This is a genomic window from Vibrio sp. M250220, assembly GCF_036533795.1.
Classification (GTDB): domain Bacteria; phylum Pseudomonadota; class Gammaproteobacteria; order Enterobacterales; family Vibrionaceae; genus Vibrio.
In genome coordinates this window covers 38,271-49,539 of sequence record NZ_JATABI010000031.1, presented here as the reverse complement: position 1 = coordinate 49,539, position 11,269 = coordinate 38,271, and the positions used below count along the sequence as shown (strand labels likewise).

The 11,269-nt window shown below is 45.1% G+C and carries 10 protein-coding genes; 2 read left to right on the top strand and 8 right to left on the bottom strand.

What is annotated here, in order from left to right:
- Positions 1 to 192: 192 nt before the first annotated feature.
- Positions 193 to 576: a YijD family membrane protein gene (locus QTN94_RS12055; protein WP_138971318.1), complete on the bottom strand. Its 384-nt coding sequence runs from the start codon at positions 574 to 576 to the stop codon at positions 193 to 195.
- Positions 576 to 1,217, bottom strand: coding sequence for an HTH-type transcriptional repressor FabR (gene fabR, locus QTN94_RS12050; protein WP_138971317.1), 642 nt, complete (start codon positions 1,215 to 1,217; stop codon positions 576 to 578). The genes QTN94_RS12055 and fabR overlap by 1 nt, the downstream gene beginning before the upstream one ends.
- A 257-nt stretch (positions 1,218 to 1,474) precedes the next feature.
- Here fabR and sthA point away from each other — a divergent pair, with 257 nt between their 5' ends.
- On the top strand, positions 1,475 to 2,905 hold the full coding sequence (gene sthA / locus QTN94_RS12045; RefSeq protein ID WP_331427762.1) for a Si-specific NAD(P)(+) transhydrogenase: 1,431 nt from the start codon (positions 1,475 to 1,477) through the stop codon (positions 2,903 to 2,905).
- A gap of 44 nt (positions 2,906 to 2,949) precedes the next feature.
- On the opposite strand, the gene fghA is transcribed toward sthA, so the two are convergent.
- The 6 genes from fghA to QTN94_RS12015 form a co-directional block, all read right to left on the bottom strand.
- Positions 2,950 to 3,798, bottom strand: a complete 849-nt coding sequence (gene fghA / locus QTN94_RS12040; protein WP_331418375.1) for an S-formylglutathione hydrolase — start codon at positions 3,796 to 3,798, stop codon at positions 2,950 to 2,952.
- An 84-nt stretch (positions 3,799 to 3,882) separates the two neighbouring features.
- Entirely contained in the window at positions 3,883 to 5,031 is a 1,149-nt protein-coding gene (locus tag QTN94_RS12035) for an S-(hydroxymethyl)glutathione dehydrogenase/class III alcohol dehydrogenase (protein WP_331418374.1), read from the bottom strand.
- A 212-nt stretch (positions 5,032 to 5,243) separates the two neighbouring features.
- Positions 5,244 to 6,581 carry an MATE family efflux transporter DinF gene (dinF, locus tag QTN94_RS12030; RefSeq protein ID WP_331427761.1) on the bottom strand — a complete coding sequence of 446 codons (1,338 nt, stop codon included), beginning with the start codon at positions 6,579 to 6,581 and terminating at the stop codon, positions 5,244 to 5,246.
- Positions 6,582 to 6,622: 41 nt separating this feature from the next.
- On the bottom strand, positions 6,623 to 7,435 hold the full coding sequence (locus QTN94_RS12025; RefSeq protein WP_269378419.1) for a class I SAM-dependent methyltransferase: 813 nt from the start codon (positions 7,433 to 7,435) through the stop codon (positions 6,623 to 6,625).
- A gap of 88 nt (positions 7,436 to 7,523) precedes the next feature.
- Complete coding sequence (lexA, locus tag QTN94_RS12020; protein ID WP_138971311.1) at positions 7,524 to 8,144, bottom strand: transcriptional repressor LexA; 621 nt, start codon at positions 8,142 to 8,144, stop codon at positions 7,524 to 7,526.
- A gap of 108 nt (positions 8,145 to 8,252) precedes the next feature.
- A complete protein-coding gene (locus tag QTN94_RS12015; protein ID WP_331418371.1) occupies positions 8,253 to 8,615 on the bottom strand; it encodes a diacylglycerol kinase in 363 nt (120 codons plus the stop codon).
- A 204-nt stretch (positions 8,616 to 8,819) separates the two neighbouring features.
- Between QTN94_RS12015 and plsB the strand changes: the two genes are divergently transcribed.
- Positions 8,820 to 11,255 carry a glycerol-3-phosphate 1-O-acyltransferase PlsB gene (plsB, locus tag QTN94_RS12010; RefSeq protein ID WP_331427760.1) on the top strand — a complete coding sequence of 812 codons (2,436 nt, stop codon included), beginning with the start codon at positions 8,820 to 8,822 and terminating at the stop codon, positions 11,253 to 11,255.
- Positions 11,256 to 11,269: the final 14 nt, after the last annotated feature.

Here is an 11,269-nt window from a genome sequence, read left to right as displayed (position 1 = left end):
GAAGCTTGATTGTATCTACTCATGTTATTTGTCCTCTTTGACTTCTGGAAAAATCAAAGACGCATTTAGCATGAGTAGTTTTACAGGCAAAGCCGAAACGGATGATAACCACCTACTGAAGTAGGTGGTTTAGGGCTGAAAATAAAAAACGAGCCTAAGTGGCTCGTTTTTTTGTCTCTAGAGTATGGCAGATTAAGATTCTGCTTTAGTGACTGCGTTTAGAAAACCCAGTTTCTTTGCAACCCATAGTAGCAAACCTAAGGTGATGAAGATTGCCAACATATTTGAGCCGGCATCTGGGTATTGCGCTTTGACAAACGCGGAATGGCCAAATGCTCCGACAAAGAAACACGCTAGACCCACCAGCGGGATATCTTCAGAGACAGGGTTACGTAGGTACTCTTGGTAGAGCGCTTGTACTGATAGTACAAGTGCAATCAGTGGAAAAATTGAGAAAGAGACTTCACTCATAGTTAGCCATGACAACATGGCATCACCACACATACCCGCGACGAGCGCCAATACGAGTGTTTTCTTCTCAGAACCACGATTAACTTGGTTTGTTTCATTCGACATTAATCTATCCCACCTTTTAATCGGTTACGTTCACGTTCTTTGCGATACCAGAAAGCCCCTTTGGCTATCATTCGCAATTGCATTATAAGACGCTCTGCGAGTTCATCTCGCTCATGCCTTTCTAAATCTAAAGCTTCTGCACCTGAGCTGAAGACCAAGGTAACGGATGCTTCTGCTTGGGTAAAAGCTTCGTCCCGAGTCATCCCGGTACTAATCAAATACTCTGTCATCTCTGCGACAAAATGTTGCATCTCACGAGCGACAGCGGTACGAAATTCAAAAGAAGTACCCGATCGCTCACGTAACAATAGACGAAAAACGTTTGGACTACTTTCGATAAACTCCATGAAGGTTTCAACCGAAGTTCGAATCACACTGCCCTCTTTGACAATGCGTTGGCGTGCTTGGCGCATAAGTTGACGCAGCAACAAGCCTCCCTCATCGACCATGGTTAAACCTAACTCATCCATATCCTTAAAGTGGCGGTAGAATGATGTTGGAGCGATTCCCGCTTCGCGTGCGACTTCTCTTAAACTTAAGTTGGAGAAGCTACGATCAGCACTCAATTGACTAAACGCTGCATCAATTAATGAACGACGCGTTTTTTCTTTTTGCTGTGCACGGATTCCCATGGATTTCATATTTGTTTTCTATTTTTCTTTCAACGGTAGCCTTTAATATACAACGATTGGCTTAAGGAGATAACCCATAATCTCTCGCTTTGACAACCGAGTGGCAATTAAACCGAGTTAGGCCAAATTTTCAATCTTTTCGCCCTGAATTAGAGACATACGACATACCCTTGAATCTATTTACTTGATTCTACGTGATCTCACCGACTCTCTAGTGCGCTTTTCTTTTACGCCTTTGAGGAATCAGTTAAAATCTCGCTACAGCAATGTTAAGACTATATAACAAGGAAAAAGCTATGGCGGAGAATAACCACTTTGATGTAATCGTTATTGGTAGTGGTCCCGGTGGTGAAGGGGCAGCGATGGGATTAACCAAAGCGGGATTAAATGTAGCCATTGTAGAAAAAGAAAGCAGTGTAGGTGGTGGTTGTACTCACTGGGGAACCATCCCTTCTAAGGCGCTGCGTCATGCAGTTAGCCGTATCATTGAATTCAACAGCAACCCTCTGTTCTGCCACAATAACACCAGCTTACACTCAACGTTTTCCAATATCCTTGGTCATGCAAAATCCGTTATCGATAAACAGACGCGTTTACGTCAAGGCTTTTACGACCGCAATCAGTGTAGGTTGATTTTCGGCAGCGCTCGTTTCATCGATAAGTACACGATAGCGGTAATGCAAAGTGACGGTACTGAAGAAACCTACAGTGCAGATCGATTTGTTATTGCGACGGGCTCTCGTCCATATCAACCAGACAATGTCGATTTCATGCATGAACGCATTTACGACAGTGACTCAATCCTTAACCTAAAGCATGACCCTCGCCATATCATTATCTATGGTGCTGGTGTGATCGGTTGTGAGTACGCATCGATTTTCCGTGGATTAGGGGTTAAAACTGACCTAATTAACACCCGAGATCGCCTACTTTCTTTCCTTGATAATGAAGTGTCTGATGCGCTCTCTTATCACTTCTGGAACAGTGGTGTCGTGATACGTAACGATGAGACCTTTGAAAAAATCGAAGGAACCGAAGATGGTGTCATCGTTCACTTGGAATCAGGTAAGAAGATGCGAGCTGACTGTATCCTTTACGCGAATGGTCGTACAGGTAACACGGATAAACTCAATCTTTCAGCAGTTGGTCTAGAGGCAGACTCTCGTGGTCAACTTAAGGTTGATGGAAACTATCAGACTGAAGTGGAACACATCTATGCTGTTGGTGACGTGATTGGTTACCCTAGCCTAGCCAGTGCCGCCTACGACCAAGGCCGTTTTGTTGCTCAAGCAATAACGAAAGGCCAAGCAGAAGGCCATTTGATTGATGATATCCCAACCGGCATCTACACCATTCCAGAGATCAGTTCGGTAGGTAAAACTGAACAAGAGCTGACGGCGGCCAAGGTTCCGTATGAGGTTGGACGTTCATCATTCAAACATTTGGCTCGTGCGCAAATTGCAGGGAAAGATATTGGTAGCTTAAAGATTCTATTCCATCGCGAAACCAAAGAGATCTTGGGTATTCACTGTTTTGGTGAGCGTGCCGCTGAAATCATTCACATCGGTCAAGCCATCATGGAACAGAAAGGCGAAGCGAATACGATTGAGTACTTCGTTAACACCACCTTTAACTATCCAACCATGGCGGAAGCGTACCGAGTTGCCGCTCTCAATGGTTTAAACCGATTGTTCTAAGCACCGAAACGAATTAAGCCTGCATTGTATGCAGGCTTAAATATTTAGCTATGCTTCTGAATTAGGTAAGAGGCATGGAAATCAATGTGCTCATCAATAAAGCTGGATATGAAGTAGTAACTATGGTCATAACCCGGTTGAAGGCGAACCTCGACATCTGAACCATGCTCTTGTGCCGCAGCAACCAGCACTTCTGGTTTAAGCTGTTCGACTAAAAAACTATCTGCATCGCCCTGATCAACCAGAATCGGCAGCTGAGACTTCGCCTTTTTGAGCAATTCACTCGCATCGTACTGTCTCCATGTTTCGAAATCATTACCAAGATAAGCAGTAAACGCGTTCTGCCCCCACGGTGATTGCATCGGATTACTGATCGGGCTAAACGCTGAAATCGAGCGATATTTCTCACTGTTCTTCAAACCAATAGTCAACGCACCGTGTCCCCCCATGCTATGACCAAAAATAGAACGCTCTTTAGATACGGGAAAATTTGCTTCAATCAATGCAGGCAGCTCATCAACCACATAATCGTACATCTGATAGTGGCGAGACCAAGGCTCTTGCGTAGCATTGAGATAGAAGCCCGCGCCTTTCCCAAGATCATACCCATCATCATCAGCAACATCGTCACCGCGTGGACTGGTATCTGGCGCAACAATCGCTATGCCTAACTCTGCTGCACGACGAAATGCTCCCGCTTTTTGCATGAAGTTTTCATCTGTACACGTCAATCCAGAAAGCCAATAGAGCACGGGGACGGGGCTACTCTTCGACGCTTTCGGCGGTAAAAAAATCGCAAAACGCATTGCGCAATTCAGTCGGACAGACTGATGTGTGTATTGTTTGTGCCAACCACCGAATACTTTGGCTTGGCTAATATTCTCAATGGTCATAACAACCTCATGGGGAAAAGCGATTTTGATAAATTAGAAAGTTAACGCCCCTGTTTCAGGGCGTTAAAACTTAAGCGTGAAACGTTATCTATCCATGTGAAGTACAGTACGAATAGACTCACCTCTGTGCATCAGTTCAAATGCTTCATTCACGTCTTGCAAACCCATCGTATGAGTAATGAATTCTTGCAGACCGAACTCACCAACCATGTAGCGTTCAACAATTTCAGGTAGCTCTGAACGACCTTTCACACCACCAAATGCTGAACCACGCCATACTCGACCAGTAACCAACTGGAATGGACGAGTAGAGATTTCTTGTCCAGCACCAGCGACACCAATAATCACCGATTCACCCCAGCCTTTGTGACAGCACTCTAGTGCTTGACGCATAACGTTGACGTTACCAATACACTCAAATGAGTAGTCGACACCGCCATCCGTCATTTCAACGATAACTTCTTGAATTGGCGTATCAAACTTTTGCGGGTTAATACAATCGGTCGCACCCAATTGTTTTGCTAGTTCGAACTTACTTTCATTGATATCAATGCCAATGATGCGGCTTGCGCCAGCCATACGAGCACCAATGACCGCCGATAAACCAATACCACCAAGCCCAAAGATAGCCACAGTATCGCCCTGCTTAACCTTAGCCGTGTTTAAGACAGCACCCATACCCGTTGTTACGCCACATCCCAGAAGACACACTTCTTCAAGTGGTGCTTCTTTGTTGACTTTAGCCAGTGAAATTTCTGGCAGTACGGTGTACTCAGAAAAAGTAGAGCAACCCATGTAGTGGAAAATTGTTTCACCATTAATGGAGAAACGACTTGTACCGTCTGGCATTAAACCCTTTCCTTGAGTTTCACGAACAGCCTGACATAGGTTAGTTTTACCTGATTTACAGAACTTACATTCACCACATTCAGCTGTGTATAGTGGAATAACATGATCACCCACTTCAACGCTGGTTACACCTTCGCCCACCATCTCAACAATACCACCACCTTCATGGCCGAGGATTGCAGGGAAGATGCCTTCTGGATCGTCACCAGACAAAGTAAAAGCGTCTGTGTGACATACACCAGTCGCCACAATACGAACAAGTACTTCACCCGCTTTGGGAAGCTGAACATCAACTTCTTCCATTTTTAGTGGTGCGCCAGCTGCCCATGCAACCATCGCTTTCGATTTGATATGAGTTTGACCCGGTTTCAGTTCAAGTGCCATTGGGGTTTCCTTCAAAGTAGGGATTTGTTATGACGCAATAAGCGTAGTTGAGCTCGCGTCTCAATGCTGCGTCGTTTTGTTGGAAGTTATTTTAGGCATTTCAACGACCATGATAATCCAGTCATTTTGAAAATGATTTTTACATATAAGTAATAATAGTGAGCCAATACAAAAAGCCGAGCACTAAGCTCGGCGATAGATTCAAAGAATAATTAAGCGAGAAATCTGTTTTGTCGCCACTGATTAACTAATATCAGTGCAAGCGACATTCCCCTTACGGCCATGAAACTCAACATAGCCAACCATAGTGCATGATTCTCTAGATAGGCCAGCAGATAGAACACCACAAAGAAAGTACAGGTCGAAATAAACATGCTATTGCGCATCTCCGCCCCTTTGGTTGCACCGATAAAAACGCCATCGAGTAAGAAACACCACATAGAAACCATTGGCATCGCGATTAACCAAGGTAAGTATTCAAGAGCAATAGTCTGTACCTGAGGGATATCTGTGATCATTCCGATCAAGCTCGATCCGGCGATAGCAAACACCACTGTCAGCAAAAAGCAGATCACAAAACTCCAAAAGAAGGTTCCGAGTAAAGAATGGCTCAACTGCTGTTTGTCTTTTGCCCCAATCGCTTTGCCGACCATCGCCTCCATCGCATAAGCGAAGCCATCCATACCATACGAAATTGTCATTAGGAAACTCATCAAAACCGCATTAGCCGCGACAATTTCATCACCAAAGCTTGCCCCTTGAAAGGTCATAAAAGTAAATGCAGCTTGCAGGCATAATGAGCGAAGGAAGATATCGCGATTGAGTTTAACAAAACGCGCTAAACCTTGAGTGGTGTCTTTGAGCAGTACCCACACAGGCGGTAAACGTTCAACTCGCCACTTACGCCACACACAATAGAGACCAAAAATCATCCCTGTGTAATCGGCAATGACGGAGGCCAGCGCCGCACCCTCAACTTTCCAGCCCAAACCGATCACAAACAGCACGTCGAGCACGATATTCACCACATTAGCAATGATCACCATCCACATAGGTGCTTTGGCATTTTGGGTTCCTAGCAGCCAGCCTAATATCACAAAGTTGACCAGCGCAGCTGGGGCACTCCAGGCGCGAACAGCAAAGTACTGAGCACCATATTGCTTAACCTGCTCGCTGGCATCACTAAAACTAAATATCCACTCAGCGACAAATTGATGAAATAACAGAAATAGCGAAGCAAACATCAAGGCCATACTCATGCCTTGACTGAAAACCAAGCCCAATTGGTGAGCACTTTTCGCTCCATAGGCTTGAGCAGTGAGCCCCGTCGTCGACATTCTCAGAAAACCGAGTAGCCAAAAAGTCACACTGATCATCGTGCTGCCTAACGCAACACCTCCCAAATACCAAGCATGTTCTAAGTGGCCGATAACAGCAGCATCAACCAATCCCAATAAAGGGACGGTGATATTGGAAAGCACCATAGGAATAGCAAGCAGCAATACTTGTTTATGGATAGCGCGATTAGATAGGATCTGGAGTATTTGCACGTTGTCACTCAATAAACATCAGAGTGACAAGTGTAACGAGATCACCAGCGAAGCTGAACCACTACCGGTGTTAATCTCTGCTTTATAAAACTGAGTTTGGTGATCCAGCGGTGCCACAGTTTCCAGCGTCCGCAATCTCTTTCGAGTGGTGAATAGGTTTTTGCCCAGCGAGCCCATGGCAAGTAACCAAGTAATGCCTCGCCAGGATCACTATACCCATGAGCATAATGAACAGCCCCTAGCTTTTGGCCTAGTTTGGACTGAGTGAGATCTCCCGCTAGCACCATACAGGCACGGGCAGAGTCGAAGTGACAACCTAGAGCTTGAACAAACTTCGCGATTTGCTGCGCATTACAATCAAGCAAAGCATGTTCACAAACAATCAGGACTGGTGTTTTTTCTGGAATAGGTAACTGTTCCAGCCAACTCAGCTCATCAACGCTGCCGCAAATGTGGTGGTAACGTTCACTAGCATGAAACAGTTTCTGACGCCAAAGTAGATTTTCAGTCACATCTAATTCTAGCCAGTGGCACCGACCATTATCGACGCGGTAAAAACGAGTATCGAGACCGGCACCCACATTCACAATCCAACCATCTGGATTACGTCTTATAAAATCCGAGACTTGCTGATCGCACAATTGAGTTAGCGTGACATGAAGCAGCTGTTTTTGGTCAATATCACCAGAAAAACAGTCGGGGGCAAGATGACAACGCTGGCACGCACGCGCAGCGATAGGATCATAGACCAATCCATTGTCAACCAAGCTTTCTCGGCTACGAAGCCATAATGGTTGCAGTAAATTTGTCGGGATCTGATAGCGATGTTTCGTTGATGCGTGATTGACGGCCATTATCATCTTCCTTCCGTAGCCAGAATTCAGATGATAATGAATATCAATTACAAAATCAACAAGTGAGAATAACTCTCAAGAAGAGTCATTACATCCAATCCGTATTGCGGATGATGCCGACAGCCAAACCTTCGATGGTCAATTGCTGACAAGTTAAGTCCACTTTGATCGGTTCAAACTCTTCGTTCTCTGCGTGAAGCAGAACCGTAGAGCCTTTGCGTTCTAAGCGCTTTACTGTCACGTCATCATCCACTCGAGCCACAACAACTTGCCCATCACGCACATCTTGAGTCTTATGAACAGCAAGTAAATCACCATCCATGATACCGATATCTTTCATACTCTCACCATTAACACGAAGCAAGAAATCGGCTTGCGGCTTAAACATACTAGGATCAACTTGGTAGTGCGTCTCTACATGCTCTTGAGCAAGGATAGGTTCCCCAGCAGCAACCTGACCAATCAGTGGTAGACCCTGATCATCATTAGCCGCGTCTTCTAACAAGATACGGATACCACGAGAAGCCCCTGGAATAATCTCAATCGCTTGCTTACGCGCAAGGGCTTTTAAATGTTCTTCAGCAGCATTTGCTGAACGGAAACCAAGTTCGCGTGCAATTTCAGCGCGCGTCGGTGGCATACCAGTGTCATCAATTTTACTCTTGATGAGGTCAAAAACTTGTTGTTGGCGGGGCGTTAACGGCTTCATAAGTCACCTGTCTTTTTATACAGTTAACTGTGAGTATATCCAGTGTTTGGCGAAATGAAAAGCCAATTGATTGTTTTTTAGTAAGTTAGCATGGTCACCCCGTTCTGCTTAAAAGAACAGAATGTCTAACCATACATAACCCGTTAACAACATGGTCACCATTACTGATGCTGAGCCTAAATCTTTTGCTAAACCCGCCATTTCATGTTGCTCAGTTCCGATTCTATCTACTACGGCCTCAATGGCACTGTTAAACAGTTCAGCGATCAAAACCAGCACAACAGTTGCAATCAGCAGAATCCTTTGCCACTGGTTCTCTCCTAACAAAATAGCGACTGGAATCATCAAGGCTGCCAGTAATATTTCTTCACGAAATGCAGGCTCATTTTTAAACGCCGCCTTGAGACCCTGACAGGAATAGCGTGTCGCGTTTTTGAGTCGTTTTAATCCATGAGTGGTTTTAGGTTGCAAGCTTCTCTCTCTTTGCTATTTATTTAATCGAGCTATGGGCGCAAAAATTGATGTTTTCATAATCAATAATAAGTAAAAGGTTCGACCAGTTTCTGTTATCCTTGCCACCTATAAAAATACACGCTTGGGCACATCCCCACTTCTATAGTTACAGAACTGGAAATGTGCTTATGCAAATCATCTATTTTTGAGGCTAAGAACCTTATGTCTTCTGGACGAATGTTATCGCGTTCCTTGCTAAAGCTGCCTATGTCAGTACTGGTTAAAGGGACAACAATTCCTTCAAACCCTATTGAAGATCATAGCATCGATATTAACAAGCCGATTATTTACGCTTTGCCGTATCGCTCAGGTGTCGACTTGCTTGCACTGCAAAAACAAGTCATTGCGCTGGGCCTACCTGATCCCCTTGAGCCTGTAGAAATTAATGGTAAACAGTTTAACCGCTATGTGTTTACCTCAGCCCGACAAACCGTGATGGGCAACGATCAAGATGTACCAAACGAATCGATCACTCTATTCTCCGATCTGCTGGAACTGCATAAGTTTGATTCAGAGCTCGATGTTCAAGTCATTCCGACCACCGTTCTTTGGGGCCGTAAACCGGGTAAAGAGTCACGACAAAAACCTTATCTCCAGTCACTCAATGGGCCACAAAAAGCGAAAGCGGTTTTGTTCGCGGGTCGTGATTGCTTGGTACGTATTAGCCCGGTAGTTTCACTCCGCTACATGGCGGACTCGCACGGTACGGAGGCTTCAATCGCACACAAACTTGCCCGCGTAGCGCGTATTCACTTTTCGCGTCAAAAGCTTGCTGCATCAGGCCCTAATCTGCCAAGTCGTCAGGCATTATTTGATCGTCTGATGAAATCTAAAGCCATTGAAAAGGCCATCGAAGACGAAGCCAAATCAAAGAACATCTCAATTGAGAAAGCGCGTAAAGAAGCGCACGCCATTATGGATGAGATCGCTGCAGACTTCTCTTACTCACTAATTAAGAATGGCGAACGTCTGCTTGGCTGGCTTTGGAACCGTATCTACCAAGGTTTAAACATTACCAACGCCGCTACGGTGCGAAAATTGGCTCAAGACGGACATGAAATTGTTTATGTTCCTTGTCACCGAAGCCATATGGACTACTTACTGCTGTCCTACGTACTGTACCGTGAAGGCATGGTGCCGCCGCATATCGCAGCAGGCATTAACCTAAACTTCTTCCCAGCAGGGCCTATCTTCCGTCGCGGTGGTGCTTTCTTTATTCGCCGTAGCTTTAAGGGTAATAAGCTATATTCCACCATCTTCCGCGAGTACTTGGCAGAACTTTTCGCCAAAGGTTACTCCGTAGAATATTTCAGTGAAGGCGGTCGTTCACGCACAGGTCGTTTGCTACAAGCAAAAACTGGTATGCTGGCGATGACTATCCAAGCGATGCTACGTGGCCTCAACCGCCCAGTAACGCTGGTGCCAGTCTATATCGGTTATGAGCATGTAATGGAAGTGAGCACTTACGCAAAAGAGTTACGCGGAAAGCGCAAAGAAAAAGAAAACGCAGGCCTAGTGTTACGCACAATCCGTAAACTACGCAACTTTGGCCAAGGCTATGTCAACTTTGGTGAGCCCATTCCGCTTAACCAGTACTTGAATGAAAAAGCCCCTGAGTGGACCAAAGATATCGATGCCATGGGCAGCAGTAAGCCTCAGTGGCTAAACCCTGTGGTGAATGATCTCGCGACTAAGATGATGACACATATCAACGACGCGGCGGCAACCAATGCCCTAACTCTGTGTGCGACAGCATTATTGGCTTCTCGTCAGCGAGCACTCTCTCGTGACAATTTAGTTAGCCAAATTGACTGCTACTTGTCGATCTTAAAAAACGTTCCATACTCGACAACCTATACGGTACCGGAAGATAGTGCAGAAGCATTGGTCAAGCATGCCGAGTCACTCGATAAGTTTATTATCGAATCAGACAGCATGGGCGAGATTGTGTCACTGGATCGTAATCAATCGATCTTGATGACTTACTATCGAAATAACATCATTCATTTGCTGGCTCTGCCATCACTTATCGCTCAGATGTTGGTTCGCCATCAAAAACTTTCGCTGAAGCAGATCAAACAGAATGTCGCCTTGGTTTACCCATTCCTCAAGCAGGAGCTTTTCCTGAGCATTGAACAGGAAAACTTGGATGAGCTAACGGAATCCTACATTGAAGAGCTTGCACATCAGGGACTCGTTACGATCGATAGCGAACAAAACGTCGCGATCAATCAAGCTAATACTCAAGTGCTTGTGCTACTTGGACGCACGATTACTGAAACACTGCAACGCTACGCAATCGCTCTAAATTTATTAGTTGCTAGCCCTGATTTAGGTAAATCAGATCTTGAGCAGAAGAGTCAGGACATTGCTCAACGCCTAGGTCGCCTGCACGGAATCAACGCACCAGAATTTTTCGATAAAGGTGTCTTTTCGGCGCTGTTCACAACCCTAAAACAACAAGCGTATCTTGATGTGGATGGCAACTGTGACATAGAGAAAAGCCAAGCTCTTGCGAGCCTTCTCTACTCTATGCTTTATCCTGAAGTACGTTTGACCATCAGAGAAAGTATCTGCCAAACCGCAGAAAACAAATAAAGTGACAATAAAAA

What these genes read in the sequence shown, in the direction of transcription:
- fabR (WP_138971317.1), bottom strand. Translation starts at nt 1,217, where the DNA reads ATGAAATCCATGGGAATCCGTGCACAGCAAAAAGAAAAAACGCGTCGT.
- fghA (WP_331418375.1), bottom strand. Translation starts at nt 3,798, where the DNA reads ATGACCATTGAGAATATTAGCCAAGCCAAAGTATTCGGTGGTTGGCAC.
- plsB (WP_331427760.1), top strand. Translation starts at nt 8,820, where the DNA reads ATGTCTTCTGGACGAATGTTATCGCGTTCCTTGCTAAAGCTGCCTATG.
- sthA (WP_331427762.1), top strand. Translation starts at nt 1,475, where the DNA reads ATGTTAAGACTATATAACAAGGAAAAAGCTATGGCGGAGAATAACCAC.
- lexA (WP_138971311.1), bottom strand. Translation starts at nt 8,144, where the DNA reads ATGAAGCCGTTAACGCCCCGCCAACAACAAGTTTTTGACCTCATCAAG.
- QTN94_RS12025 (WP_269378419.1), bottom strand. Translation starts at nt 7,435, where the DNA reads ATGGCCGTCAATCACGCATCAACGAAACATCGCTATCAGATCCCGACA.
- QTN94_RS12055 (WP_138971318.1), bottom strand. Translation starts at nt 576, where the DNA reads ATGTCGAATGAAACAAACCAAGTTAATCGTGGTTCTGAGAAGAAAACA.
- QTN94_RS12035 (WP_331418374.1), bottom strand. Translation starts at nt 5,031, where the DNA reads ATGGCACTTGAACTGAAACCGGGTCAAACTCATATCAAATCGAAAGCG.